22 protein-coding genes, 1 pseudogene and 1 riboswitch are annotated in these 26,969 nt (G+C 38.3%); of the genes and pseudogenes, 16 read left to right on the top strand and 7 right to left on the bottom strand.

Translation table 11 applies throughout. The annotated features are described in order from the left end of the window. Positions 1-101: 101 nt before the first annotated feature. Positions 102-941: an alpha/beta hydrolase family protein gene (locus tag AB8P06_RS18565; protein ID WP_369843797.1), complete on the bottom strand. Its 840-nt coding sequence runs from the start codon at positions 939-941 to the stop codon at positions 102-104. 151 nt (positions 942-1,092) lie between these two features. Between AB8P06_RS18565 and AB8P06_RS18560 the strand changes: the two genes are divergently transcribed. The 8 genes and pseudogenes from AB8P06_RS18560 to tenA all read left to right on the top strand — a co-directional run bounded on the left by AB8P06_RS18560 (position 1,093) and on the right by tenA (position 8,636). After that, on the top strand, positions 1,093-1,866 hold the full coding sequence (locus tag AB8P06_RS18560; RefSeq protein ID WP_369843795.1) for a HipA family kinase: 774 nt from the start codon (positions 1,093-1,095) through the stop codon (positions 1,864-1,866). Beyond that, positions 1,853-2,236 (top strand): DUF3037 domain-containing protein, encoded by a 384-nt coding sequence (locus AB8P06_RS18555; protein WP_369843792.1) that lies wholly within the window; start codon positions 1,853-1,855, stop codon positions 2,234-2,236. The genes AB8P06_RS18560 and AB8P06_RS18555 overlap by 14 nt, the downstream gene beginning before the upstream one ends. Positions 2,237-2,252: 16 nt before the next feature. After that, positions 2,253-3,278 (top strand): annotated as a pseudogene (locus tag AB8P06_RS18550) (alpha/beta hydrolase fold domain-containing protein); the annotation flags it as partial. Between the two features lie 263 nt (positions 3,279-3,541). Continuing rightward, the gene (locus AB8P06_RS18545; protein WP_369843790.1) at positions 3,542-5,383 is read left to right on the top strand and encodes a carbon starvation CstA family protein; all 1,842 of its coding nucleotides are present in this window, start codon (positions 3,542-3,544) and stop codon (positions 5,381-5,383) included. A gap of 204 nt (positions 5,384-5,587) precedes the next feature. Continuing rightward, positions 5,588-5,680: riboswitch (TPP riboswitch) on the top strand. A 68-nt stretch (positions 5,681-5,748) separates the two neighbouring features. Next, positions 5,749-6,546, top strand: a complete 798-nt coding sequence (gene thiM / locus AB8P06_RS18540) for a hydroxyethylthiazole kinase (RefSeq protein ID WP_369843788.1) — start codon at positions 5,749-5,751, stop codon at positions 6,544-6,546. Continuing rightward, entirely contained in the window at positions 6,543-7,169 is a 627-nt protein-coding gene (thiE, locus tag AB8P06_RS18535; protein WP_369843787.1) for a thiamine phosphate synthase, read from the top strand. Before thiM ends, thiE begins: the two co-directional genes overlap by 4 nt. Continuing rightward, on the top strand, positions 7,166-7,999 hold the full coding sequence (gene thiD / locus AB8P06_RS18530) for a bifunctional hydroxymethylpyrimidine kinase/phosphomethylpyrimidine kinase (protein WP_369843785.1): 834 nt from the start codon (positions 7,166-7,168) through the stop codon (positions 7,997-7,999). Before thiE ends, thiD begins: the two co-directional genes overlap by 4 nt. After that, on the top strand, positions 7,986-8,636 hold the full coding sequence (tenA, locus tag AB8P06_RS18525; protein ID WP_369843783.1) for a thiaminase II: 651 nt from the start codon (positions 7,986-7,988) through the stop codon (positions 8,634-8,636). Before thiD ends, tenA begins: the two co-directional genes overlap by 14 nt. Positions 8,637-8,746: 110 nt before the next feature. On the opposite strand, the gene AB8P06_RS18520 is transcribed toward tenA, so the two are convergent. Together AB8P06_RS18520 and AB8P06_RS18515 are read right to left on the bottom strand one after the other, a co-directional pair. After that, positions 8,747-11,467 (bottom strand): TonB-dependent receptor plug domain-containing protein, encoded by a 2,721-nt coding sequence (locus AB8P06_RS18520; protein ID WP_369843781.1) that lies wholly within the window; start codon positions 11,465-11,467, stop codon positions 8,747-8,749. A gap of 121 nt (positions 11,468-11,588) precedes the next feature. Further along, positions 11,589-13,919: an ATP-dependent helicase gene (locus AB8P06_RS18515; protein ID WP_369843779.1), complete on the bottom strand. Its 2,331-nt coding sequence runs from the start codon at positions 13,917-13,919 to the stop codon at positions 11,589-11,591. Positions 13,920-14,170: 251 nt separating this feature from the next. Here AB8P06_RS18515 and AB8P06_RS18510 point away from each other — a divergent pair, with 251 nt between their 5' ends. From AB8P06_RS18510 to secG, 3 genes are all read left to right on the top strand, one after another. Then, positions 14,171-15,484, top strand: a complete 1,314-nt coding sequence (locus AB8P06_RS18510; protein WP_369843777.1) for a M16 family metallopeptidase — start codon at positions 14,171-14,173, stop codon at positions 15,482-15,484. Between the two features lie 52 nt (positions 15,485-15,536). Next, positions 15,537-17,570 carry a M16 family metallopeptidase gene (locus AB8P06_RS18505; protein WP_369843775.1) on the top strand — a complete coding sequence of 678 codons (2,034 nt, stop codon included), beginning with the start codon at positions 15,537-15,539 and terminating at the stop codon, positions 17,568-17,570. A gap of 123 nt (positions 17,571-17,693) precedes the next feature. Beyond that, positions 17,694-18,038 carry a preprotein translocase subunit SecG gene (gene secG, locus AB8P06_RS18500; RefSeq protein ID WP_369843773.1) on the top strand — a complete coding sequence of 115 codons (345 nt, stop codon included), beginning with the start codon at positions 17,694-17,696 and terminating at the stop codon, positions 18,036-18,038. 52 nt (positions 18,039-18,090) lie between these two features. Here secG and AB8P06_RS18495 read toward each other — a convergent pair whose 3' ends face one another. Continuing rightward, complete coding sequence (locus AB8P06_RS18495; protein WP_369843771.1) at positions 18,091-18,930, bottom strand: glycosyltransferase family 2 protein; 840 nt, start codon at positions 18,928-18,930, stop codon at positions 18,091-18,093. 1 nt (position 18,931) lies between these two features. Beyond that, entirely contained in the window at positions 18,932-19,543 is a 612-nt protein-coding gene (recR, locus tag AB8P06_RS18490; protein WP_369843768.1) for a recombination mediator RecR, read from the bottom strand. A 112-nt stretch (positions 19,544-19,655) separates the two neighbouring features. On the opposite strand from recR, the gene AB8P06_RS18485 reads away from it, so the two are divergent. The 5 genes from AB8P06_RS18485 (at position 19,656) to AB8P06_RS18465 (ending at position 25,371) form a co-directional block, all read left to right on the top strand. Continuing rightward, positions 19,656-20,261 (top strand): LURP-one-related family protein, encoded by a 606-nt coding sequence (locus AB8P06_RS18485; RefSeq protein ID WP_369843765.1) that lies wholly within the window; start codon positions 19,656-19,658, stop codon positions 20,259-20,261. A 15-nt stretch (positions 20,262-20,276) separates the two neighbouring features. Further along, positions 20,277-20,768: a hypothetical protein gene (locus AB8P06_RS18480; RefSeq protein ID WP_369843762.1), complete on the top strand. Its 492-nt coding sequence runs from the start codon at positions 20,277-20,279 to the stop codon at positions 20,766-20,768. Positions 20,769-20,986: 218 nt separating this feature from the next. Beyond that, positions 20,987-22,432 carry an aminoacyl-histidine dipeptidase gene (locus tag AB8P06_RS18475; RefSeq protein ID WP_369843758.1) on the top strand — a complete coding sequence of 482 codons (1,446 nt, stop codon included), beginning with the start codon at positions 20,987-20,989 and terminating at the stop codon, positions 22,430-22,432. A 146-nt stretch (positions 22,433-22,578) separates the two neighbouring features. After that, positions 22,579-23,160 carry an LOG family protein gene (locus AB8P06_RS18470; RefSeq protein WP_369843753.1) on the top strand — a complete coding sequence of 194 codons (582 nt, stop codon included), beginning with the start codon at positions 22,579-22,581 and terminating at the stop codon, positions 23,158-23,160. A gap of 57 nt (positions 23,161-23,217) precedes the next feature. Further along, on the top strand, positions 23,218-25,371 hold the full coding sequence (locus AB8P06_RS18465) for a prolyl oligopeptidase family serine peptidase (RefSeq protein ID WP_369843751.1): 2,154 nt from the start codon (positions 23,218-23,220) through the stop codon (positions 25,369-25,371). A gap of 69 nt (positions 25,372-25,440) precedes the next feature. Here the strand turns inward: AB8P06_RS18465 and AB8P06_RS18460 are convergent, their stop codons facing one another. Beyond that, positions 25,441-25,770: a 2Fe-2S iron-sulfur cluster-binding family protein gene (locus tag AB8P06_RS18460; RefSeq protein WP_369843749.1), complete on the bottom strand. Its 330-nt coding sequence runs from the start codon at positions 25,768-25,770 to the stop codon at positions 25,441-25,443. Positions 25,771-25,782: 12 nt separating this feature from the next. Further along, positions 25,783-26,838: an NAD(P)/FAD-dependent oxidoreductase gene (locus tag AB8P06_RS18455; protein ID WP_369843747.1), complete on the bottom strand. Its 1,056-nt coding sequence runs from the start codon at positions 26,836-26,838 to the stop codon at positions 25,783-25,785. Positions 26,839-26,969 lie beyond the last annotated feature (131 nt).

Raw genomic sequence — 26,969 nt, 5'->3', positions numbered from 1 at the left:
TTTTCAAAGCCTTTCAGATATAAAAAGCCTTCTTTTTAGAGAAGGCTTTTTCATTGGATAGTTTTATATTAATTCCCGTTAAGTAGTTTGCTCATCTCTGCTTACATTTTCCTGTACAGGAAATCAATACATTTTTTTACTACCTTATTTAAGTCTGCCGGTAATTCATTCTCCGTCCAGGGCTCTTTTGCCCCGAAGGTATGATTGGCATTTTCAATTAAAAACAATTCGGAATTCGGGTTTAAAATATGAAGGTGCTCAGCATTTTTCACCTCTACACTTTCATCATTCGTTCCATGGATAATTAATACATGAGCTTTTGCCATTTCGGTTGTCCTCTCCACATCAAAACGATGCTCATTCTGTTCAAAATCCTGATAAAACTGATAGTAATGAGGCATCTCCTGCTGTGTCCTCCCATTTAAAACATAATACACCCCGGCATTTCTCCAGTTTTCAAGATTATCTTTCTGAGGGAAACGATCTAAAGTATCTACACTGGCCAATGTAATCAACCCGTTGATTCTTTCATCCTCAAAAGTTTTAATAATAGAGATTCCGCCGCCTCTGCTGTGCCCGATCAGAATAATCTTCTGGTCGTCTACCTTAGAATCTTTAATAAAATATTCTATGACAGCACCAAGGTCAGAAAGTTCTTTTGAATAATTATTATTCCCGAAAGCCTGAAGGTCTCCAAAATTTTTCGGATCATCAAGGGTAGTTCCGTTATGTGAAAAATTAAATTTGACAAAGAAAAATCCGGCTTCAGCCAGTTTTTCACCCATCAGATCCCAGGCGCCCCAATCTTTATAACCTTTATAGCCATGAACAAAAATCACTAAGGGTAATTTGTTCTCAGTTTCAGGATAAAACGCATCTGCAAGGAAATCCCTGGTTTCAGGATTTGAAATAATGATATTTTGTTTTTTGGTGATCTTCATATATTTTGTTTTTGTTTGTCAAAAAGGCACTAAGCTCTTCTTCTATATTCAATAATTTTAAAAATAGTTTGCAGCTTTACGACCAGCTTAATTTTCAACTAAAAATATTAAAAATAGAAATAAACACAAAGTAAAACCTTAATTTTGCCGTATGTTGGATTTAAGAACGGTAACTGTAATGCGTTATATTCTGCCATTGAGAGAGGGAGGTTCGCTTCCGGCTCTGGCAGAAGCTGATGATGACTTTAAATATGTTTTGAAATTCCGTGGCGCAGGGCATGGAGTGAAAATGCTGATTTCAGAGCTTTTGGGCGGAAAGATCACAGAAGCTTTAGGATTAAAAATTCCTGAGCTGGTTTTTGTGAATCTGGATGTTGATTTCGGAAGAACGGAAGCTGATGAGGAAATTCAGGATTTACTTAAATTTTCTGAAGGATTAAACCTCGGATTGCATTACCTGTCCGGATCCATTACCTATGACCCGGGAGTTGTCATAGATCCGCTTCTGGCTTCAAAAATTGTATGGCTGGATGCATTTATCACCAATATCGACCGGACGTATAAAAACACCAATCTTCTGATGTGGCATAAAGAGCTTTGGGTAATTGACAACGGCGCTTCTTTTTACTTCCATCACTCATGGCAGAATTTTGATGCTGCCGCGAAAACTCCGTTTAAATATGTTAAGGACCACGTTTTGCTTCCAAAAGCTAAAATGCTGGATGAGGCCGATAAATTTGCCCATGAGGTTTTGAATGATGGTATTTTCAGGGAAATTGTCAACCTCATTCCTGAAGACTGGCTGCATTGGAATGATGCAGATGAAACGCCGGAAGAAATCCGTGAGATCTATTTTCAATTTTTGAAAACCCGGTTGGAAAATTCACAAATCTTTGTAAACGAAGCGAAAAATGCAAGAGGATAAAATATACGAATACGCCGTAATACGCCTGGTACCGAAGGTTGAAAGAGAAGAATTTTTCAACATAGGATTGATTATGTTTTCAAAGAAAGAGAAATTCATTCGCGTAGAATATTATCTGTGTCCGGATAAATTCAGGCTGATGCACAGTAAACTCGATTATGAGGATATTATCCAAAACCTGGAAAGTTTTCAGAAAATTGCAACCGGTGATAAAGAAGGCGGACCAATTGCTTTGCTTGAAATTCCCGAACGTTTCCGGTGGTTAACGGCGGTGAGAAGCTCTGTTGTGCAAACTTCGAGACCTCATCCGGGAAAAACAAAGGATCTGGAAAAGACTTTTGGTAAACTTTTTGAGGAGTTAGTAAAATAACCACTTCTCAAAAAAATTCTATATGAAATCGTTACAAAATAAAATAATCCACAGGTTTTCAATAAACCTGTTTTTTGTTATCTTTTTGGGAATATTCAATTCAGCATTTTCCCAGAACCAGATTGAGCAGAATGTCCCCAAAAGTACGATCCTTCCCGAAAGGACAATAGTTTCAGAAAACATTTCCTATAAAACCGATGATAAAGGAAGCCCTGTTCTTCTGGATATTTATCAGCCGAAAATTGCTCCCAAAGAAAAACTCCCGGTTTTAATTTATGTTCACGGCGGTGGATGGGTTGGCGGTGATAAAATAATCCGTGCCGACAGCTATATTGAAAATATGGTTTTAAAACTGGTCGAAAAGCAATACGCAGTCATCAGCATAGATTATACTTTAGTAAGTAAGGATGTACATTTCCCGGCTCCGCTGCAGGACACAAAAGATGCCATAAGATGGGTAAGGAAGAATTCAGGAAAATATAATTTCGACACCAATAATATCGGGCTTTTCGGAACTTCGGCAGGAGCACACCTTTCTTTACTTTCCGCCTATACACAGGATAACGACTTTATCGGAGATCCTGAACTTTCAGCCTATTCCGCCAGGGTGAATTATGTGGTTAATAACTTCGGGCCTTCTGACCTGAATCAGCTTTTACACACCCGTGCCGGAAAGGTCCCTGTTTTCTTTATCGGTTTGCTATCTAAGAAAATTGTTGATTTAAGGCAAAACCTGGTTTTAGGAATTTCAGGATATGATATTAAAAAAGACAAAAGAAAAGTAGTTGATCTTTTTGAAACCCTGTCACCGGTAACCTATGTAAATCATGGAGTCCCAACCTTAATTGTGCAGGGAAATAAAGACACAGTCGTTCCTTTGAAACAATCTAAAAAATTACACAGAAAACTTAAGCGGGAAAATATAGAAAATTCTCTGACGGTTGTGGAAGACGGTATCCACGGATTCAGAACAACCGATAAAGCCTATCTGGACCAGCTTGTTGATGAGATGGTAAATTTTATTGTTTTGCAAAGGAAATGAGTTTGAGTTAGAAGTTATGAGTTATGAATTATGAGTTGAGAGTTTATGTGGCGTATATATATTTTCATTTCATTTATCATCATAAATGATTAATTTTAAATAATATACTGTTAATACAAAATTCCAAATTCAATAAATTTGCTAGATTAATATACATATCTGTATTTTTTATACACAAAATAATTAACTTGGCCAATGTTTAAATTATTCAAAATAAATTAAACCAAAATTTTAATTATCTATTCATAAAAACACGTACAGATATGGATTTCTTAAATAACATCAATGCGTTAACTTTAGTTTTTACTTCAATACTGATCTTCGCAATTGCCTACCGTTTTTACGGAATTTTTATGGCCAATAAGGTGTTGCGGCTCAATGATAACAATACCACTCCCGCGTTGGAATTTGCAGACGGAAAAGATTATGTAGCAACAAATAAAAATGTTCTTTTCGGGCATCACTTTGCGGCCATTGCTGCCGCAGGACCATTGGTAGGACCTGTACTGGCTGCCCAGTTCGGATATCTTCCCGGCGCTTTATGGATATTGATAGGATGCGTGTTGGGAGGTGGTGTACATGATATGGTGGTTTTATTTGCATCGGTACGGCATAAAGGACAGAGTTTAGCGACCATTGCTTCCAAAGAAATCGGGAAAACAACAGGAACCGTAGCCGGTTTTGCTATTTTATTTATATTAATTCTTACACTGGCGGGGCTTTCTCTGGCCTGTATCAATGCAATGCATGAAGCATCGTGGTCTCTGTTTACAGTGGTTATTACAATGCCCATCGCAATCATCATGGGACTGATCATGCGATACCGTAAAAACAGTGTGACTTTTGCAAGCATCCTGGGTGGTATTCTTCTGATCGCAGGAATCATCGGCGGTCACAATCTCATGCAGAATGAAACGATGAATAATCTGTTTTCATGGGATATTACAACAATTTCCATTGCCATTCCATTATATGGTTTTCTGGCTTCTGTACTTCCGGTATGGCTTCTTCTGGTACCGAGAGATTACCTTTCTACTTATTTAAAAATCGGAACTATTGTTATGCTGGCTATTGGTGTGATCGCTATACATCCAATGATACAGATGCCTGCTATTACCCAGTTTGTAAATGGTGGCGGACCTATCATCGGCGGACCTGTACTTCCTTTTATTTTTATTGTAATTGCATGCGGGGCTATCTCAGGCTTTCACGCTGTTATTGCAACCGGTACTACTCCCAAAATGCTTAATAAAGAAAGAGAAATCCTTTTTGTAGGCTATGGAGCAATGCTTGTGGAAGGTTTCGTGGCACTCATGGCTTTGATTGCTGCCTGTACACTGATGCCCGGTGATTATTTCGCCATCAACACACCCAAAGAATCTTATGATGCTTTCCTGGCTGCCCATCCGTCTTTACATGGAGTAGATATCAATTACTTTTCTGAAAAAATCGGTATTGACCTGCATGGAAGAACCGGTGGTGCTGTTTCCTTAGCCGTAGGAATGGCCCATATTTTTAATAAAATCCCATATATGGATCAGCTGATGGCTTACTGGTATAATTTTGCCATTATGTTTGAAGCCGTGTTTATCCTTACAGCTATCGATGCCGGAACACGGGTAGGACGCTTCTTTTTGCAGGAAATGCTGGGTGCCGTAATCCCGAAGTTTAATGATAAAAACTGGGTGCCGGGAATTATTATCAGCAGCCTTCTTTTTACGTTCGCCTGGGGATATCTTGTATTTACCGGCAATGTAAGCAGTATCTGGCCGTTGTTCGGGATCAGTAATCAGTTATTGGCAGCTTGCGGGCTCATTGTTTGTACCACCATGCTGATCCGGCTCAACAGGGGAAAATATGCATTATGCTCTGCCATTCCCGGAGTTTTTATGGCTGTGATTACATTCTGGGCAGGATACATTCAGGTCACAACGATCTATATTCCCAAAGAACAGTATTTACTGGCAACACTGGCCGTTGTCGCCATGGTTCTCATGCTTATCGTATTCATAGGAGCTTTCACGAAATGGTACCAGCTTTTAAAAATCAATAAATCCGAAATCGATTTTTATGGTGAGCCGGTGAAGGAGATGGTGGAAAGGTAAATGAGTTGTAAGTTATGAGTTATAAGTTAAGAGTTATGAGTTATGAGTTGAGAGAGTAAGTTTAATTGGTGTCATTGCGAACTGAAGTGAGGTAATCTGCAGTAAATTCTACTACCGGTTGCTGAATTGGGTTGGCAATGACATTATTTTTTTAATTTTTTTAAAGCAATATTACTATACTGCCCGATATATTTTTATACATTTGTTCTGCTTTAGGGGTATTCTGAAAAGAATTGAGAGAGTCCCTTTGAACCTGATACGGCTTACACCGACGTAGGGAAAAGCAAAGAAACATTCTTCAGCAATGTCTCTTTTGTTTTGTTTCAGATTTTTCCTAAAGCTATTTTTTATTTTAATCAATAACAATGGAAAAAATTCTTTGGGAACAGATACAACTCGTCAAACAACATTCTCCCCTTGTTCATAACATCACCAATTATGTTGTCATGAACAATACAGCCAACGCTCTTTTAGCAGTAGGTGCTTCACCTGTGATGGCTCACGCACAATCAGAAGTCCGGGATATGGTAAATATTGCGCATTCTGTGGTCATCAATATCGGTACCCTTGATGAATATTGGTCTGATTCAATGCTTATGGTTGCCGAAGCCGCCCATTTTGCTCATAAACCCTGGGTTTTAGATCCGGTAGGTGCCGGAGCAACTGCATTTCGTGATAAAGTTTTACATCAGCTTCTACAATATCGACCAACCGTTATCAGAGGGAATGCTTCTGAAATTATTGCATTAGCCCAAACCCAGACAACTGCAACCAAAGGTGTAGACAGCACTGCAAAAAGCAATGAAGCAACAGATGCTGCCTTAAGTCTTGTACAACAGTATAATACTATAGTCTGTATTTCGGGGGAAACAGACATCATTCTCAGTCATGATCAAAAAATACTGATCAAAAACGGACACTCTTTAATGACAAAAGTAACCGGTCTCGGTTGCTCTGCTACTGCACTTATCGGAGCATTCATGGGAGTTTCAGAAGATAAAGTCCTGGCCGTAGCTGCCGCCATGACCTTAATGGGAATTGCAGGCGAAATTGCTGTTGGGGAAAGCAAAGGTCCCGGAAGTTTACAGGTCAATCTGATTGATAAACTGTATAACATCTCTGAGGCAGAATTTACCAATCACCTGAAAATCGAAAAACAATGAGTTTTCCTTATCAGCTGTATTTAGTGATATCCGAGGCTGACTGTGCCGGCAGGAACTTTCTTGAAGTAGCCGAATTGGCCATTCTCGGAGGTGTAGATATTATTCAGCTCAGAGAAAAAAACAGTTCTTTATTAGAATTTTCAGATAAGGCCCGAAGGTTGAAAGAAATAACCGATAAATACAACATTCCATTGATTATTAATGACAATCCTGAGGTTGCAAAACAGATCAGTTCAGCAGGGATTCATGTAGGAAATAATGATACAGAACCTGTGCTTTTAAGGCAGCAACCTGTCTTTCAAAACAAAATCATCGGCTATTCCGTAGAATATCTCTCCCAGCTTGAAAATGAGCAGGCCGCTGTTTCCGATTATCTGGGAATAAGCCCTGTCTTCAAAACCGGTACAAAAACCGATACAGTAACTGAATGGGGACTTGAAGGTGTTTCTAAAATCAGGCAGCTTACTGGTAAACCATTGGTGGCCATCGGTAATATACATCCGGAAAATGCCAGGGACGTGATAAAAGCAGGAGCAGATTGTATCGCTGTTGTTTCCGCAATATGTAAGGCAAATGATCCGCAAAAGGCAGCTTATGAATTAAAAAATGAAATTTTAAAATGAAAAAATATACCTATCCATCTGTTTTAACGATTGCAGGATTTGACGGAAGCGGCGGCGCAGGTATTCAGGCCGATATCAAAACAGCTTCTGCATTGGGCTGCTTTTCAACGTCAGTATTGACTGCTCTTCCCGTTCAGAACACTCAGGGAGTAAGAAAAATTTATCCGATTCCGGTAGAGGCTGTAGGAGATCAGATTGAGGCCATTCTCGATGATATTTTCCCTGATGCGATCAAAATCGGGATGGTTCACACTCCTGAACTGGTTGAAACCATTGCTCAGACCTTAAACAAATATAAAAAGATACCCATTGTATTCGATCCTGTAATGGTGGCTACAAGCGGACACCGTCTGATTGAGGAAGAGACAATAAGTGCCATTACAGAAAAGCTCTTTCCCATTGCCGATGTCGTTACACCGAATATGGATGAAGCCGCCATTCTGGCTGATATGAAAATACAAACTCTGGACGACTTGTATTCCGCCGGAAAACGGATCAAACAGCTTGGGTGCAAAAGCATACTCCTTAAAGGTGGCCATCAGGAAACCTCAACCATTACTTCTTTGTATTTTGATGCGGATGAAAATTTCCATTCTTTTGAAACGGTAAAATTTGAGACTAATAATACCCATGGCTCCGGCTGTACCCTTTCTTCTGCAATAGCCGCTTACCTGGCTCAGGGAAAGACTTTATATGACTCCGTATCACTTGGCCAGCAATATGTTTATGAAGCCATAAAAAACGGCAAAGATGTACAGACAGGACAAGGGAACGGCCCTCTTAATCACTTTTTTAATCCTCAGAAACTTATCAAAAATGAAATGGTCTGAACAAACCTGGAAAGCTATAGAAGAACGTTACGAATCTATTCTCGTAATGCCGTTTATTAAGGAATTATCAGCAGGTACGCTTCCACAGGAGAAATTCCGTTTTTATATGACCCAGGATTCTTTGTATCTTGAGCATTTCGGACGGACGCTTTCACTCATCGCAGCAAAAATTCAGGATATAGAAGACGTGCTCGCCTACATGCGGTTTGCAGAGAATGCCATAGTGGTAGAAAATGCATTGCACGAGTTTTATTTCAAAGATTTCGGGGTTACTGATAAAGGTGTCTTGGAACCGGCCTGTCATCATTATATCCACTTTCTCAGAAGTACGGCCGCTTTAGAGCCTGTAGAAGTCGCTATTGCAGCGGTATTACCCTGTTTCTGGATTTACAAGGAAGTGGGAGACCATATTTACAAAAATCAAAATTCAGTCAATAATCCTTATCAGAAATGGATTGATACTTATGGTGGTGATGAATTTGCGATCGCTGTTGAACAGGCTATCAACATATGTGACAGAATCGCTGAAAAAAGTACTCCGGAAATAAGGCTAAAAATGACAGAGGCTTTTATCATGTCTTCCCGAATGGAATTTCATTTCTGGGAAGCAGCCTATGAACTGAGAACCTGGAAATAAAGCTTCAGGAAACTCTATTCAAAAAATACCCTTGAGAAAAACACGGTTTGAAAGCCTATGAAAATACCGGTTATCTCAAGGGATATTAATTAATCTGTATTCTTTTGAGCTTAAAAATTAAAATTAAGCCTTGTAAAAACATACCTCCCGTTTTGCCCGAATTGCGAGGTAGACCGAGAATAAATAAATTGGTCATTATTCGTGGAAGCGGTAAGGTTTTTAGTCGGATAAATATCAAACAGGTTGTTTACTCCCAACGTTAATCCTACATTTTTTGTAAACTGGTATGCTACAGAAACATCCGTAATGATTTTATCTGTGATCTGCTGATGCTCATTAAATTCAATAACACCATCGCCGTTAGCATCTATAATATCTGCTCCGGTTACTTTTCCGAAATAAGTATTTCTCAGATAGAAAGTTGCTTTTTCCCAGGTAAGGTTATGAGATAAACTCGCTTTTACTCTTGGTACCGCTTCTTCAAGATATACTCTTGATTTCTCAGAAAAATAAGTGCTTTCCAGATTGGCAGACTGCAGTAAACCTGATGAATGAATTCCGCCTACCTTGTTTGTCTGATTAAGATTAACTGCAAAATTATTATCCAGTTTTATTCCTGAAAATCTTGCATTGTGGCTGATCACAACGTCTACCCCTTTGGTTTCCGTATCAATAGCATTGGCAAAAAACTGGCCTGCATTTACATTGGCCTGATCAAATGCAGCTTTGGCAGCATCCGGAACCGCAGCTTTGGTAAACTGGTCGGTAAGAATAATTCTGTTATCAATTTTTGTGAAATATCCGTCAGCCGTAAACGTCAGATTCACAGAAGGAATTCTATAAGTGAACCCTACACTTGCCGATTTTGAAGTTTCCTGTTTTAAGTTCGGAATTCCCAGAAGCCCTGCAATCTTTGAATCATTACTGAAAGTTCCCACCTCCAGAAGCTGATTGTTGGTAAATAAGGTAGACGTTACATTATAATAAATCTGGTGAATGGAAGGTGCTCTGAAACCTGTAGAACCGGCAAATCTGAAATTAAGATTCCGATCCACTTTAATTCTTGAAGCCAGCTTATAATTGAAAGTCGAACCAAAATCCGAATAATTTTCATATCTCGCTGCCGCATCTACCAATAACCAGTCGGTAAAGTTGAATTCAAAGTCGGCATATCCTGCAACAGACTGCCTGTTTTTATTGACTGCATTTTCAGGCCTGAAACCGCTGAAAACCTGTGATCCGCCGGGAAGTGTATTTCCAAAGAAATCGGTAGGCCTTTGGGTACTGCCATTCCATACATTTCCATTCACATCATAGGTTGCATAGGAAGCTTCCTCTCCTGCTGTTATTTTAAAATTTTCATAACGGTGCTCTGCTCCGAATGCAATGTTAATTCCCTTCCATACATCATATTTTTTTGAAAAATCGAGGTTGATGGTGTTTTGGGAAAATCTTAATCCGCCGGCATTAAATTCATTCGGAGAAGCAAATCTCAGGGAAGTGTTTCCCGTATTCTGAATATTGTAATCAAAAGAATTCTGTCCGTATGAATTGCTAAAATCAATATTCCAGCCGTCCCAGTTTCCTTTAATTCCTGCTGAAAGTGATAAATCCTGAATATCCGTTCCTATTTGCGGTAAATATCCGTCTGCAAACAATCCGGTAAAAGTTCTGCCTTGATTGGGTCTTCTGTAAAAACCGCCGGAAGTACCATGTCTGAAACTGTAGCCTCCGAACGTATAAACTTTCCAGTTATCATTAATGGGAACTTCTATATTGGCAAAAAGCTGATGATTATTCAGTTTAGACTGTCCCACCTGCATATTGAAATCTTTTCTGTCCAGTCCTCTGTAGGCCAGTTCCTGATCAGTTACATTCGCTCCTAATAAACCCTGCAAAGCTCCGATTGTATTCGCTCCCTGAATCTGATTCTGAAAATCCTGTGAAAAATAGTTTACATTCTGAGCATACTGATGAATATAATTTACAATCTGTTGTGAATTGGGAGTATTGTTGATATTACTGAATAGTGATGAAAGGTTCACTCCGTCATTTAAGGCTCTTTTCTCAATAGCGTTGTAAGCATTATAAATATTTCCGCTTTCTGTTCCTGCCCTGTAAGTTGGATTTCTGAACTGTGAAGTCCAGGTTATGTTATAGAATCCACCATTTTTTCCGATTTTATTCCCGTAATTAAGGTCAACCTGAAAGTTTTGTCCGTCAAAATCCCCGGTATGATCATTCGCTGTTGGGGTAAGATTTCCGCCGTAGGTGAACTGTCCCGTTAGTTTTCCGGTATCTCTTTTCAATCCGAGATTGATCACACCCGCGATGGCATCGGAACCATATTGCGCTGCGGCACCGTCTCTCAGTACTTCTATTCTGGTAATCGCAAAGGAAGGGATTGCATTTAAATCTGTTCCCACGGTTCCTCTTCCCGGAGTTCCGTTCACATTCACTAATGCTGAAGTGTGTCTTCTCTTACCATTCACCAAAACCAGCACCTGATCCGGGCCCAAACCTCTCAGCTGTGCAGGATCCAAATGATCCGTTCCATCTGAATTGGTCTGAACCGTAGAAGTAAATGATGGCGCAACAGCATTTAAAATCTGGGAAATATTAGTCTGTGGCAGAACTACAGAAGATTCTTTTATATTGAATACATCTACCGGTACAGGGCTGTCAACTTTTGATCTCGCTCCGCTTCTTGAACCCAGGATCACTACTTCTTCTACATTAGCCGTTTTCAAGGTATCTTTTTCCTGGCCATAAGCATAAGTTCCAAGGAAAAATAAAACAGAAGCCGAAAAGATTGTCTTTTTATTTTTCATACATTTTGCAGTTTATTATTTAAATGATTTTTGAGGAGCAAATGTATGTCATATTTATAAGTCTACAAAACAAGTAGACTTATAAATTATAAAAAATGTTAATAGCCTGTGTCTATTTCTTTTAAATCTTGGTTAGTTTGGCGTATTTAAGAATAAGATTTTTCTCTCCTTCATGCATGAAAACCACTTTTGCCTTGATATTCTGCGGATCGGTTCCGTCTAAGAGCGTAACTTCTCCGATACCGAAACGGTCGTGTCTTACCTTGTCTCCCACTTCAATATCCTGGGAAGAAGCTCCACTCGGATTGATAATTTTTGCAGTGCTTACAGGCTTTAATTTTCTTGGCTCGGCAATCGGTTTTGAATTTTCATTTCTTTCGATAGATTTCTTTTCAACCTTTTTGAAGCTTTTCATCTCAGAAGGGTGCTCATCAAAAATATTTGATTTAACGCCTGCATTATTGATGAAACGTTTTTCAATAGCCGGGTTGATAAATTCTATAAATTCATCATCAATTTCACTTAAAAACCTTGAAGGTTCCGCATCGGTAATTTTTCCCCACTGGAAACGTGAAATGGCATAAGAGAAAAATGCCTGCTTCTCTGCCCGCGTTAATGCTACATAAAATAAACGTCTTTCTTCTTCAAGATCTTCTCTTGTTGCTGAGCTCATGAAGCTCGGGAAAAGGTTTTCTTCCATTCCCACCAAATGCACTACCGGGAATTCCAGACCTTTGGAAAGGTGAATCGTCATCAGAGATACCATATCCTCTTCATTATCTTTATTTTGAGTATCTGCTGAAAGGGCAATATTTTCAAGGAAGTTGGACAGGCTTGGATCTCCGTCCTCCAGCTGCATTTGCTCTTCAATGAACCCCTGCATTGAGTTCATCAATTCCTGAACGTTTTCTACACGGGAAATCCCTTCCGGGGTCTGATCATCCTTTAAAAATTTGATCAGTCCGCTTCGCTTCGCCACTTCCATCGCCACACTGTAAGCTGTTTCTGTTTTCAGCAATACCTGAAATGCTTTGATCATCGACCAGAAATCATTAAGCTTGGTAATGACTCCATTATTAAAGCCTAATTGTGGAGCATACATCGGAAGATTACTCAACACTTTGGAAACCGAGATATTCTGGGCATCTGCAAAAACAATCAGCTTATTCTGAGTGGTTTCACCGATTCCCCTTGCAGGATAATTAATAATCCTCATCAAAGCTTCAGAATCGTTTTCATTGATGAGCAAACGAAGATAGCCGATAAGGTCTTTAACTTCTTTTCTTTGGTAGAAAGATAAACCGCCATATACTTTATACGGGATATTTTTACGTCTTAATGAATCTTCAAAAGCCCTCGTCTGAGAGTTTGTTCTGTATAAAATAGCAAAATCGCTGTATTTTCTCTGATCCCTGTTTCTAAGTTCCCAGATATTTCCGGCCACAAAATTCGCTTCATCCGCATCAGACATTGAGCGGTATATTTTTATTTTATCACCTTCTTCATTATCACTGAAAACATTTTTCTTAAACTGCTGCAGGTTTTTTGCAATAACAACATTCGCTGCGTTTACGATGGTTTTTGTCGAACGGTAATTCTGCTCCAGAGCAACTGTCACAGCATCAGGATAATCTTTTTTAAAGTTCAGGATATTGTAAATATTCGCACCACGGAAAGAGTAAATAGACTGCGCATCATCTCCCACCACACAAATATTTTCAAATTTTGAAGCCAGTGCTTTTACAATAAGATACTGGGAATGGTTGGTATCCTGGTACTCATCTACAAGAATATATCTGAATCTGTCCTGGTATTTGGCCAGCACTTCCGGAAAACGGGTCAGCAATTCATTTGTTTTCAATAATAAGTCATCAAAATCCATTGCACCGTTTCTGAAGCAGGCTTCCACATATTTCTGGTAAATCTGCCCGATGAATTTCATATTTGCTTTTTCATCCGCTTCTATCAGCTCCGGATTATTGAAATAGGCTTTTACCGTGATCAGGTTATTTTTATAGGTTGAAATTCTTGCCTGTACTTTTTTGGGTTTATAGAGATCTGCATCAATATTCATGTCTTTCAATACTTTTTTGATGACATTTAAAGCATCCTGCTGATCATAAATTGTAAAATTGGAAGGATATCCCAGATAATGGGCCTCACTTCTCAGGATTCTTGCAAACACCGAGTGGAAAGTTCCCATCCAGAGACTTCTTGCATTGCTCTGCCCTACGACCTTTGCAATACGTTCTTTCATTTCTTTTGCCGCCTTATTGGTAAAGGTAAGCGCCAGAATATTGAAAGGGTTTACACCATTGGTAATCAGATGAGCAATACGCATAGTAAGCACACGTGTTTTTCCTGAACCTGCTCCTGCAAGCACCATTAAGGGGCCTTGTAGTGTAGTAACAGCTTCATATTGTGATTCATTGAGTCCTTTCAGATAATCCATACAGCAAAAAAATTTTGGAACACAAAATTAATGTATTCTAAGGAGAATTCAAATTTTGAAATCACACCAATTCTGACAATCCAACTTTAATCAATCATTTTAAACTGCAAATTTTAAAATCCATGTTTTTAAAAACCTTTTCATTATTTCTAATAATCCTTAATTTATTATGAAATTTACGACAATTTTCCATTTTAAATTGTAACAAATACTCTATTCCTAATACTAATTGGCAAAACAATTTCTACTTTATGAAAAAGCGACTTCTTTCTGTTGCTGCTGCAGCTTTCTTCGGGATGGCTTTAAATGCACAACAAATTAAATTTGAAGAGTATGACTTACCAAACGGTCTTCACGTAATTCTTCACCAGGACAATTCTGCACCGGTAGTAACAACGGGTGTAATGTACCACGTAGGTGCAAAGGATGAAGTAAAGGGAAGAACGGGTTTTGCTCACTTCTTCGAGCACCTTCTATTTGAAGGAACCCCAAACATTAAAAGAGGTGACTGGTTTAAAATTGTTTCTTCAAACGGAGGACAAAACAATGCCAATACAACCAATGACAGAACTTATTATTATGAAACTTTTCCTTCCAACAATGAGCAATTAGGCCTTTGGATGGAAGCTGAAAGAATGCGTCATGCTTTAATTAACCAGATAGGAGTAGATACTCAGAGAGAAGTTGTAAAAGAAGAAAAAAGACTGAGAATGGATAACCAGCCTTATGGAAATCTTTTCTCAACTATTCAGAAAAACCTTTTCACCAATCACCCATACAACTGGCCGACCATCGGCTCTATGGAAGATTTAAATTCTGCTAAATTAGAAGAGTTCCAGGCATTCTATAAAAAATATTATGTTCCTAACAATGCTACTTTAGTGGTGGCCGGAGATATAAAACCTGAGCAGACTAAAAAATGGATTCAGGAATACTACGGTGGAATTCCGAAAGGAACTGTTTATCCGAAAGATTTCCCTAAAGATGCTCCTATCACTCAGGAAAAAGAAGTAACTGCCACAGACCCTAACATCCAGCTTCCGGCTTATATTTTTGCATACAGAACGCCGGGTAATAAAGAAAAAGATGCTTATGTTTTAGATATGCTTTCTTCTTATTTAAGCAACGGAAAATCTTCAGTTTTATATAAAAAATTAGTTGACCAGGATAAAAAAGCACTTCAGGTAGCAGCTTTCAACCAGGGACTTGAAGATTACAGTATTTTTGCATTCTTCGCAATCCCAATGGGACAAACAACTAAGCAGGCATTACAGACTGACATTGATGCAGAGATCAAAAAATTGCAGACAACTTTAATTTCTGAAGAAGATTATCAGAAACTTCAGAACCAGTACGAAAACCAGTTTGTTAATGCAAACTCAAGCATCCAGGGAATTGCTGCTTCATTGGCAACAAACCACGTATTGATGGGCAACACGAATTTGATCAACAAAGAAATCGACATTTACAGAGGGATCACAAGACAGGATCTTCAAAATGCGGCTAAAAAGTATCTTAATTCCAACCAAAGAATAATCATTAATTATGTACCTGAAAAAAAGTAATCAATTAAACTTTTAGGTTTAAAACATGATTATTAAAATTAAATTTTTACAAATGAAAAAGCAATTAACATATATAGCTGCAGCGTTTTTATTCGCAGGAACGGTTTCAGCACAAAAAATAGATCTTAATGCAATGCCAAAACCGGGACCAACTCCTGCGATCAACATTGCAAAGCCAAAAACTTTCCAGCTAAGCAACGGTCTTACGGTAATGGTCGTGGAAAACAATAAATTACCGAGAGTAAGCGCAAGCCTTTCTATGGACAGAGCGCCATACAACGAAGGAAATGTAACCGGAGTAAGCGAAATTATGGCTGAACAGTTCGAAAACGGAACAACCAATATCAGCAAAGATGATTTCAACAAAAAGATCGATTATCTTGGAGCTAATCTTAATTTCTCTTCAAACGGTGCCGCAGCAAACTCACTTTCAAAATATTTTCCTGAAGTTTTAGGTTTGATGGCTGATGCAATCATTAATCCTAAATTTTCTGCAGAAGAAATTCAGAATTCTAAGGAAAGAGCAATTGAAGGGTTAAAATCTGACGAGAAAAATGCATCTTCTATCGCAGGCAGAGTTTCCAATGCATTGATGTATGGAAAAAACACTTCAAGAGGTGAATTTGAAACCATTGAATCGATCAATAAAATTCAATTGGCTGATGTACAAAATACTTATAAAAAATATTACGCTCCGGACAATGCTTATTTAGTAGTCGTTGGAGATGTAAAATTCGATCAGGTAAAACCTTTAATTGAAAAAGCATTCAGCGGCTGGAAAAAAGCGAATACGCCTATTACACCACTGGAGCCAGCTGCTAATGTTGCAAAAACTGAAATCAATATTGTTGACGTTCCTTCAGCGGTACAGTCTGTTGTTTCCCTAAACAACCTGAACACATTGAAAATGAAAGACGCTAATTATTTCCCTGCAACAATCGCCAACTATATCCTTGGAGGTGGGGGTGAAGCTAGGCTTTTCATGAATCTTCGTGAGAAAAACGGATTTACTTATGGGGCTTACTCAAGCATGAGCGCAAGTAAATATTCTCCACAGTTTTCTGCAAGTGCGAGCGTAAGAAACGAAGTTACAGATAAAGCAGTTAAGGAATTTATGAATGAACTTAACGCTATCTCTACTGTAAAACCTGAAGAACTGGAAAATGCCAAAGCTAAATTAAAAGGTTCTTTCATCATGTCTTTAGAGCAGCCGGCTACGATTGCAAGATTTGCATTAAACCAAAAAGTTCAGGATTTACCAGCTGACTTCTATACCAATTATCTAAAATCAATTGATAAAGTAACAGCTGCAGACGTTGCAAATGCAGTAAAAACTACGATTTTACCTAACCAGAGCAGAATTTTCATCGCAGGTAAAGCTTCCGATATTTCTGAAGGTCTGGAAAAACTGGGCTATCCTGTAAAGTATTTTGATAAAGATGCTAATCCTGTTGCAAAACCTGCTGCACAAAAAGTAGATGCTAATGTAACGATCGGATCTGTTGCAGATAAATACATCAATGCTATCGGTGGTTTGGCAGCTGTTCAGAAAGTAACTTCCGTTTCTATGGATGCGACAACAAAAGTACAGGGAATGGATATGAGCATGAAGCTTCTTCAGGCTAAAGGTGGAAAAATGAATCTGAACGTAAGTATGATGGGAAATACGGTACAAAAAATAGTTTTTGACGGGAAAGACGGTTATATGGAAGTTCAGGGTCAAAAAGCCCCTTTAAGTGATAAGCAAAAAGCTGAAATGTCTAAAGATACTGAGCTTTTCCCGGAATTAGCATTTGCAAAATCTCCTGAATACAAACTGGCAGGAATCGAAAAATACAACAATGAAGATTCTTATGTTATAAAAGGAGCAAAAGATACGTATTACTATAGCGTAAAAACAGGATTGAAAACCGGAGAAGTAAAAACTGCTGAAGGTGAATCTGTTCCTGCAAGCTATTCTGATTACAAAGACGTATCAGGGGTAAAAATGCCATTCACCATCATTCAGAATATGGGTGGAATGGATATTAATTTAGCCGTAAAATCTTATCAGATAAATCAGGCTAAAGATTCTGATTTCAAATAAGAACTTAAATATTTATAATCAAAACGGCAGCAAATTGCTGCCGTTTTGATTTTTACTCAAATCTTTTTTTGTCATTCAGTAAAAAAAGATTAAATTTGCCCATTCAAAAAGATATCAAAATTAATGGATTCTATATTTATACTATTGATGGTTCTTATTATGATTGCTAGCGTTTTACTGGTAATTATTGTTATGGCTCAAAACCCTAAAGGTGGAGGCCTTTCAAGTACTTTTGGAGGTGCATCTTCTGCACAGTTCGGAGTACAGAGAACAAATGACTTCATGGAAAAAGCAACATGGACTTTAGGAGCGGTAATCATCGTCCTTATCCTTATCAGTGTTGTAATCACTGGAAAACCTGCACAGGCAGCTCCGGCTCAGCAGCAGATTAAGAAAGAAGCTCCTGCACAGCAATCTGCTCCGGCTTCCCAGACCACAACTACTCCGGCTCAAACTCCGGCCAAATAAGCAAGTATTAATTTATATATACAAAAAAGCAACTCAAATTGAGTTGCTTTTTTTATTTTAGTTTGATCCGTTCTATTTTCTGGCGAAGTTTCAGGCCGGCTTTTAAAAAGGAATATTGCAAAGGCTTTGTCTCTCTGTAATATTTGTCTATGAAAATATGCATCGCCCCGTAAAACCGGTCGAGATAAACCTCATCTTTTACCGTACTTTCCCCTTTATGATGAAGGATTGAGGCTTTCCCGTAATAATAGTTTTTATACCCTTTTTTCAATAATGTATAGCAGAGATCAATATCTTCCCCATACATAAAATAAGATTCATCCAAACCTCCGGCCATTTCATATACCTCTTTTTTTACGAGGAAAAATGCCCCGGTAATTACTTCTACTTCAGCGTTCTCATACTCACCAATATCATTTCTGTAATAAGATTTGGAGTTATTTTTTTTGAAGTTGGTAAATAATTTTTCAAAAGAATTAAACATATCCGGAACAGACCGTTTGCTTTCAGGCAGAAAATCACCTTTCGCATCATGCATTCTTACGCCCAGACATCCAAAATCAGTTTTTGAATCTGCAAAATCCAGGATATGCAGCATATCAAACCCTTCCAGCTCCGTATCCGGATTCAGAAGCAAAATATATTCTCCCCTTGCGGTTTTTATCGCTTTGTTATTTGCTTTGGCAAAACCTTCATTATTTTCGGAAGCAATAAAATGAAACTCAGGAAATTCAGGAATAAGGTCGCCCCATGAAGAATCTGTAGAAGCATTATCGATAATAATCACTTCATAATTGATATTTTCAATATAATTCCGGATAGATAGAAGACAGTTTCTCAATAGTTGAGTAACATTATAATTGACAATGACGATGGACAGCTTGATGTTCATTTTAATCCTTTTCGTTGTAAGGCAGTCTGTTGATGATGGATCTCCCGAGGGAAATCTCATCCGCGTACTCAAGCTCATCCCCTACCGAAATACCTCTTGCAATACTTGAGAAATTGACATTGAAATTTTTAAACTTTTTATAAATATAATAGGCCGTAGTATCTCCTTCCATCGTTGCACTCAGCGCAAAAATAAATTCTTTTACACTTCCTTCATTCAGCTTTCTTTCAATACTCGGAATATTCAGCTGATTCGGTCCTACTCCTTCCATCGGAGAAATTTTCCCACCCAGAATCAGGTATTTCCCTGTATATTTCCCTGTATTTTCAATAGCAATCACATCCCGTACATCTTCCACAATACAGATAACTTCATCATTTCTTTTAGGATTGCTGCAGATCTCGCAAACTTCAGAATCTGAGAAATTATGACAGTCTTTGCAATATTTAATCTCGTTGACCAGATTAATGAGAGAATTGCCCAGGCTTACCGCTCTGGAATTGGGTTGCTTCAATAAATGTAATGCCAGACGCAAAGCTGTTTTCCTGCCAATTCCGGGAAGCCCCGAAATCTCATCCACTGCTTTTGCCAAAACTTTACTTGGGTAATCCATAATTACAAAAATACTATAAAAAGATGAGTATTTATGGGTTTAACACGTTTAAATCCTCACCCTTTCCGATAAAAAATATATCTTTGAAAAAAATATGAAAAAAATAAACTAAATGGTACTTAAAAATCTGAATTATCCCCTGGATTTTAAATTTAAGATTACAACATTATCCAGTGACTTCAACATTACGGACAAAAACGGAAACTATGTGGCTTACGTTCGTCAGAAAATGTTCAAGCTAAAAGAAGATGTTATCGTTTTTAATGATGAAAGCAAGTCTAAAGAACTTTTCAGGATCAAAGCCAATCAATGGATCGATTTTAATGCATCCTATTCTTTAAATGATCTGGTAGACAATAAAAACTACGGAAGACTGGCGAGAAAAGGAATGCGTTCTTTATGGAAATCATCCTATGATGTTCTGGATGAAAATGACAAGCAGAGGTTTACCATTACCGAAGATAATGCGTGGACGAAATTCTTTGACGGGATGGTAAGTGAAATCCCGATCATCGGAATGTTTACCGGATACTTCCTTAATCCTGCCTACACGGTAAAAGGAATGGACGGAAAAGAATATTTTAAATTGAAAAAAATGCCTTCTTTTTTCGGAAGAAGATTTCAGCTTGACAGAATAATTGATATTGATGACGAAGATGAAAGTTTGGTTATTCTCTCATTACTGATGATGGTGCTTCTGGAAAGAGCAAGAGGATAAATAAAACCACAGACAATGAAATATCCAGTTATTTTCTTATCAGCTCTGCTTCTGGTTGCCTGTAAAAAAGACAAACCGGCAGTTACAGATTCCAGACCCGCAGACTCTTTAAACATTGTGCATGATTCTGCAAAGGCAGATGCCCCCTCAGGAAAAATCTCAATTGAAAACATTGCTTTTCCAAAAGAGATCAAGGAATGCTCATGCTATTTTGCCAAAAACAAAGCAGATTTTGAAGCGGAAAAATACATCTACGCCGACGATGCCGGGAAAACTGCTTATATGAAATTAGACGGGAAAAGACTGGCCATGAACCTGATCTCATCGAGTGATATGGAAGTGGATGAGCAGCTGACCAAGGAAATAGAAAATGAAAATTACAAAATCTCAGTAAAAGGTAAAAAAATAAAAAGCGAGGAAGCTTTATTATTTGAAGGTACACTGACTATCGAAAAACCTGATGGTACAGTTGTAACCACACCTATTTACGGAGAATGCGGATGTTGATAAGCAAAATTGCTGAAAAGCGAAAAGGCTAAATCGCAAAACCGCTGATTTGTAAAATCGTTGAAATACTAATTGTAAAGCCAATTTGCTTTTTCGCCTTTTTGCAGTTTTGCAAATCAGCAATTTTGCGATTTTAACAGCTCTCAATAATAAAAAAACAATGCTTCCAGCTTACGGGAGCATTTTTTATTTCGTAATTTTGATAAAAATAAAATTTTATGGAATTATCCAATATAGAACCGCAGATTATCTGGAAAAATTTTTCCAAACTGAATGCAGTTCCGAGACCTTCAAAAAAAGAAGAAAAAGTAATTGCTTTCATCAAAGAATTCGGTGAAAACCTGGGTTTGGAAACCAGTGTGGATGAAGTAGGAAACGTTATCATTAAGAAGCCTGCCACTTCAGGGATGGAAAACCGTAAATCTGTTGTTCTGCAATCCCATTTGGACATGGTATGCCAGAAAAACAGTGATATCAATTTCGATTTTGATACGGAAGGAATTAAAATGGAAATCGATGGTGACTGGGTAAAAGCGAAAGGAACTACTTTAGGAGCAGACAACGGTTTGGGAGTCGCTACGATCATGTCGATTCTTGAAAGCTCAGATATTCCACACCCGGCACTGGAAGCACTTTTCACAATTGATGAGGAAACAGGAATGACCGGAGCTTTAGGCTTAAAACCGGGTCAGCTTACCGGAGATATCCTGCTGAATCTTGACACGGAAGAAGATGATGAAATTGATATCGGCTGCGCAGGAGGAATTGACGTTACCGTTACAAAAAATTATGAACTGGAACCCGCCAAAGGGCAAATTGTAAGGATAGAAATCAAAGGTTTACAGGGTGGGCATTCAGGAATGGATATTCATAAAGGGTTCGGAAATTCCAACATTATTTTAGGCAGATTGCTTTATACCGGTCTTGCAAAAGAAAATATCCAACTGGTTTCTATTGATGGCGGTGGATTGAGAAATGCAATTCCGAGAGAAGCTGTTGCTATTGTATCCGTCAGAAATGCCCAGGAATTTATTGAAGACGTAACCACTCATCTTAAAAAAGAAATTTTAGAAGAGTTTGCTACGGTTGAACCCGGACTTCAAATTAATATAGAAAACTCTACAAGTTCTGAAAAAGCGCTTTCAGAGGATGATTCCAGAAAAGTTATTTTAGTTTTAAAATCTCTTCACAATGGAGTTTACAGAATGAGCCCGGATGTTAAGGATCTCGTAGAATCTTCCAATAATGTAGCGAGAGTTGAATTAAAAGGAGGTAATCTTAGAATTTTAAACCTTTCCAGATCTTCGGTAGAATCTACAAAAGCTGCTGTAGCAGAACAGTTGAAATCCGTTTGTGAATTGGCAGGAATGGAAGTGGAATTCAGTGGATCTTATCCTGGATGGAAACCAAAACCAGGTTCTGAAATCGTTCAGCTGATGGAAAAAATCTATGTGGAAAAATTCACGGATAAGCCTCATGTAGTAGCTTGTCATGCAGGCTTGGAATGTGGAATCATCGGTGCCAATTATCCTGAAATGGAAATGGTAAGCTTCGGCCCTACAATCAGAGGAGCACACTCTCCGGATGAAAAAGCAAACATCCCTTCTACACAGAAATTCTGGAGTTTCCTGAAAGAAATTTTAGCGAATATTCCCCAAAAATAAAATAGTAAAATAACGATATTAAGTATCCAGAGTCTTATGATTTTGGATATTTTTAATTGATCAAACCGTTAAATTTAAAATAGGCAATTCAGGATGATCTCCGTCTTAATAATTTAAAAAATTTAATGATTCAAAGACATTTAAACATGAAAAGTATTACAGTATTCTGCGGTTCCAGTTTCGGATCGAACGATATTTTCACAGAACAGGCGACTTTACTCGGACAGACTTTAGCAAAACGAGATATTCAACTGATTTATGGCGGTTCCAATACGGGTTTGATGAAAGCAGTTGCCGATGGAGCCCTGAACGCAGGTGGAAAAGTAACCGGAGTTCTTCCCCACTTTTTACAATCCAAAGAAATTGCTCATAAAAACCTGACCGAATTAATTCTCGTTGAGACCATGCACGAGAGAAAAACCAAAATGAATGAACTCTGTGACGGTGTAATCGTTCTTCCGGGAGGTTATGGTACTTTGGAAGAATTTTTCGAGATGATCACCTGGGCACAGCTCGGCCTTCACAAAAAACCGATCGGAGTTCTGAATATCGACGGATTTTATGATGATCTGATCAAACTGGTTCAGACGATGGTAGATAAAGGTTTTTTAAAACAAGCCAACAGAGATATGTTGTTAATTAGTGATACGGTTGATGATCTGCTTGAAAAAATGGGAAATTATGAAGCTCCTACGGTAGGAAAATGGATTTCGAAAGATGAAGTCTGAATGATGTAACAATTATTAATTTTCATCTACCAATCAGATATTACAAATCCCATCAATATGAAATATCCTTTTTTATTAATAAGTGCCTTGTCTGCTCAGCTATTTTCGGCTCAGTACATCTATCCGGAAACAGCTGAACGCCCGGTTGTAGATGACTATTTCGGAACAAAGATTACCGATAATTACCGATGGCTGGAAGACAACCAAACTCCGGAAGTACAGTCATGGTTTAAGGCTCAGGCAGATTTCAGCAATAAAGTTACTAATAAAATTCCCAGCCGTAGCGTTCTTTTTAAAAGGATGAAAGAAGTGCAGCAGATGGGCGGTGATTCATATGGGGGAATTACAAGGAACGGTAATACTTATTTTTATACTAAGACCATTAAAAGCGCCAAGCTCTCAAAACTCTATTCACGAGATGCATCTACGGGTAAGGAAGACCTGCTTTTTGACCCTGAAACTTTAGGAAAAAACACACAGATAACCAGTTTTACAGTTGATCCTACAGGTAAGAAAATGGCGATCCTTTTTTCTAAATCCGGTGCTGAAATTTGTGAGCTCAGGATTTTAGACCTTTCCACAAAAAAAATGTTTGATGATGTTGTTGGCCCGATCTGGAGTGAATTTGGATTTGATTTTACACCTGACGGCAGTTCCCTGATCTATACAAAAATGAGTACAGGAGATCCGAACAGCCCGGATTTGCTGAAAGATATGAAAGCAATGCTTCATCAGGTCGGTACCGACACTGATAAAGATATTGTATTGGCTTCCAGAGAACAATACCCGGAATTAAACATTCTGCCGGAACAATTCTGTTCCATTTCTTTTACGAATGACTATCAATATGTGATCTTAAGAGCTACTTCAACACAATCGGAAAACCCGGTTTATTATGCCCCACTTTCGTCTATAAAAGATAAAAAAATCAGCTGGAAACCTATCATGAAAGCTTCAGATGAAATAACAGATTATTATATCACAGGTAATAAGCTTTTTTTCTTAACACACAAAAATGCTCCTAATTACAAACTCGGTGTCACAGATCTAAACAATCCGGATTTTAATAATTCAAAAATAATCGTACCTGAAAGCGACAAAGTAATTACCGGAATTCACAGCTCAAAAAATTATTTATTTTACGGATTAAGCGATGGCATTTCCCAGAATAAATACCAGATCAGCCTTACAGATCCGACTGTCATAAAAAAAATTCCTTTACCCGACGGAGTCAACTCTTCAGGTTCTCTAAATGCACGGGAAAGTGATGATATTTTATGTTATAATTTCGGTTGGCTTACTCCGTACAGTATTTATGAGTACAATCCTGCTGCCGGTACTGCAACGAAAAGTAAAAAATTTGATGTAAGCGGGAGCTATCCCGATTATAAAAAATTATATGAAATAAAAGAGGTTGAAGTAAAAAGCCACGATGGCGTTTTGGTTCCGCTTTCCATCATTTATCCTAAAAATATGAAAATGGATGGCAGCAGCCCTGCCTATATCACAGGATACGGAGGCTACGCAATATCCTACAAACCATTTTTTTCCAGTGTACTGACATCTTTGCTTGAGCAAGGGGTAGTGATTGCAGTTGCTCACGTAAGAGGTGGTGGTGAAAAAGGAGAAAGCTGGCATCAGGCCGGAATGAAATCTACAAAACCCAATACATGGAAAGACTTTATTGCCTGTTCGGAATATCTGGTCAATCAGAAATATACCTCCTCGTCAAAGCTTATCGGAAACGGGGCAAGTATGGGCGGCGTACTGATTGGCAGGGCAATTACCGAGAGACCGGATCTTTATGGAGTAGCGATTGTTGAAGTAGGTATGACCAATACTCTTCGTGTAGAACTCACGGCAAACGGACCCAATCAAATCCCTGAAATCGGTACTTTAAAAAATGAAGAAGATACCAAAAACCTTTTAGAAATGGATGCCCAGAGTAAAGTGAAAAAAGGGGTTAATTATCCAGCAGTATTAGTACGTACAGGAATTAATGATTCCAGGATCGTACCCTGGATGCCTGCTAAATTTGCGGCAATACTACAAAAAAGCACTGCTTCCGACAAACCTGTATTATTGAGCGTCAATTATGAAAATGGTCATTTTACCGGTGATATCGATGTAGCCTTCCAGGAATATGCTGACATGTTTTCTTTTGCTTTATGGCAGGTAGGCCATCCTAATTTCCAGCCATCAAAGAAATAATAGCACAATATAAAAGCAAAAACGACCGGTATTTCGGTCGTTTTTTATTCATTTAAGCTTAAATACATTTTAAGGATAGGGTGCAATCTCCACTTCAAGTCCTTCCATTTCAGGGATGATATGTAACTGGCAGCCCAGTCTGCTGTTATCTTTTACATGGAAAGCTTCGGCCAGCATGGCATCTTCTTCATCGCCCATTTCAACAAGCCCCGGATCATTGATCACATAGACCTGACATGAAGCGCACATTGCCATTCCACCACAAACACCTATCGTTCCTTCTTCTGCCAATTCATAAGAACGGATGATTTCCATTAAATTCATGGACATATCCGTAGGAGCGACAATATCGTGGGTTACCCCTTCTCTATCGGTAATTTTTATATTGATATCTGACATAATTTTGCAAAATTAGTCAATTTTTTTCACAACTGCTTTCTCTGCTTCTTTACGGCTTCCATCGAATCCGTCAACTCCACTTACGGTTGTATATTTTAACACGAATTTTTTACCCGGATTTAATCGGTTATAAACACTTTGGCACATTAAAGTAGCCTCGTGGAAACCACATAAAATCAATTTAAGTTTTCCGGGATAAGTATTGATATCACCGATAGCATAAATACCTTCGATGTTGGTCTGATAATCCAATGCATTATTTACAACAATCGCATTTTTTTCGATATTCAGGCCCCAGTTACCAATTTCCCCTAATTTCGGAGTTAATCCGAATAACGGGATAAAGTAATCCGTTTCAATATCATAAGATTCCTGGCCTTCAACTTCTACAGTGATCGCTTCTACTTTTCCATCACCTTTGATCGCTGTAACTTCGGCAGGAGTAATTAATTTAATTTTCCCCTGATTTTTTAAATCCTGAACTTTTTCTACGGAATCCAGAGCACCACGGAATTCATTTCTTCTGTGAATTAAAGTTACCTCACTGGCTACATTGGATAAGAAAACGCTCCAGTCAAGGGCAGAATCTCCACCTCCGGCAATTACCACTTTTTTATTTCTGAAATGTTCTGGCTCTTTCACGAAATATTCAAGACCTTTTTCTTCATAGTCAGCGATATTATCCATGGTAGGCTTTCTGGGTTCAAAAGTTCCCAAGCCACCGGCAATGGCAATCGCTTTTGCTCTGTGTACAGTTCCTTTGTTAGTAATTACCTCAAACCATTCGTCATCCACTTTCGTATAAGAAACCGCCGTTTCACCCAAAGTGAACCCCGGCTGGAATTGTTTGATCTGCTCCATTAAGTTATCAACAAGTTCTCCGGCATTAACGGAAGGATAACCCGGAATATCGAAAATAGGTTTTTTAGGATAAAGCTCCGCCAATTGCCCGCCTGGCTGAGGAAGTGCGTCTATAATATGACATTTCATTTTTAGCAGACCGGCTTCAAAAACTGCAAAAAGTCCTGTTGGTCCTGCTCCTATAATCAATATATCAGTAGTAATCATAACAAAATTTAATTATACATGTATCTGCAAATTTACTAATTTTAGCCTGAAGCTTTTTAATTGATTCTAAATAAAAACCTGAGATTTATCAAATATCAGTAAAAACTATAACATTTTAAATTTGGCAACGT

Origin of the sequence: Chryseobacterium tongliaonense (genome assembly GCF_041224435.1) — a bacterium.
Classification (GTDB): Bacteria; Bacteroidota; Bacteroidia; order Flavobacteriales; family Weeksellaceae; genus Chryseobacterium; species Chryseobacterium tongliaoense.
The sequence above is the reverse complement of the archived record's forward strand: the minus strand, read 5'-3'. Positions and strand labels throughout refer to the sequence as shown.

Bases quoted from the DNA above. Each gene is read 5' to 3' on its own strand.
- AB8P06_RS18565 (WP_369843797.1), bottom strand. From the start codon at position 941: ATGAAGATCACCAAAAAACAAAATATCATTATTTCAAATCCTGAAACC.
- AB8P06_RS18560 (WP_369843795.1), top strand. From the start codon at position 1,093: ATGTTGGATTTAAGAACGGTAACTGTAATGCGTTATATTCTGCCATTG.
- AB8P06_RS18555 (WP_369843792.1), top strand. From the start codon at position 1,853: ATGCAAGAGGATAAAATATACGAATACGCCGTAATACGCCTGGTACCG.
- AB8P06_RS18545 (WP_369843790.1), top strand. From the start codon at position 3,542: ATGGATTTCTTAAATAACATCAATGCGTTAACTTTAGTTTTTACTTCA.
- thiM (WP_369843788.1), top strand. From the start codon at position 5,749: ATGGAAAAAATTCTTTGGGAACAGATACAACTCGTCAAACAACATTCT.
- thiE (WP_369843787.1), top strand. From the start codon at position 6,543: ATGAGTTTTCCTTATCAGCTGTATTTAGTGATATCCGAGGCTGACTGT.
- thiD (WP_369843785.1), top strand. From the start codon at position 7,166: ATGAAAAAATATACCTATCCATCTGTTTTAACGATTGCAGGATTTGAC.
- tenA (WP_369843783.1), top strand. From the start codon at position 7,986: ATGAAATGGTCTGAACAAACCTGGAAAGCTATAGAAGAACGTTACGAA.
- AB8P06_RS18520 (WP_369843781.1), bottom strand. From the start codon at position 11,467: ATGAAAAATAAAAAGACAATCTTTTCGGCTTCTGTTTTATTTTTCCTT.
- AB8P06_RS18515 (WP_369843779.1), bottom strand. From the start codon at position 13,919: ATGGATTATCTGAAAGGACTCAATGAATCACAATATGAAGCTGTTACT.
- AB8P06_RS18510 (WP_369843777.1), top strand. From the start codon at position 14,171: ATGAAAAAGCGACTTCTTTCTGTTGCTGCTGCAGCTTTCTTCGGGATG.
- AB8P06_RS18505 (WP_369843775.1), top strand. From the start codon at position 15,537: ATGAAAAAGCAATTAACATATATAGCTGCAGCGTTTTTATTCGCAGGA.
- secG (WP_369843773.1), top strand. From the start codon at position 17,694: ATGGATTCTATATTTATACTATTGATGGTTCTTATTATGATTGCTAGC.
- AB8P06_RS18495 (WP_369843771.1), bottom strand. From the start codon at position 18,930: ATGAACATCAAGCTGTCCATCGTCATTGTCAATTATAATGTTACTCAA.
- recR (WP_369843768.1), bottom strand. From the start codon at position 19,543: ATGGATTACCCAAGTAAAGTTTTGGCAAAAGCAGTGGATGAGATTTCG.
- AB8P06_RS18485 (WP_369843765.1), top strand. From the start codon at position 19,656: ATGGTACTTAAAAATCTGAATTATCCCCTGGATTTTAAATTTAAGATT.
- AB8P06_RS18480 (WP_369843762.1), top strand. From the start codon at position 20,277: ATGAAATATCCAGTTATTTTCTTATCAGCTCTGCTTCTGGTTGCCTGT.
- AB8P06_RS18475 (WP_369843758.1), top strand. From the start codon at position 20,987: ATGGAATTATCCAATATAGAACCGCAGATTATCTGGAAAAATTTTTCC.
- AB8P06_RS18470 (WP_369843753.1), top strand. From the start codon at position 22,579: ATGAAAAGTATTACAGTATTCTGCGGTTCCAGTTTCGGATCGAACGAT.
- AB8P06_RS18465 (WP_369843751.1), top strand. From the start codon at position 23,218: ATGAAATATCCTTTTTTATTAATAAGTGCCTTGTCTGCTCAGCTATTT.
- AB8P06_RS18460 (WP_369843749.1), bottom strand. From the start codon at position 25,770: ATGTCAGATATCAATATAAAAATTACCGATAGAGAAGGGGTAACCCAC.
- AB8P06_RS18455 (WP_369843747.1), bottom strand. From the start codon at position 26,838: ATGATTACTACTGATATATTGATTATAGGAGCAGGACCAACAGGACTT.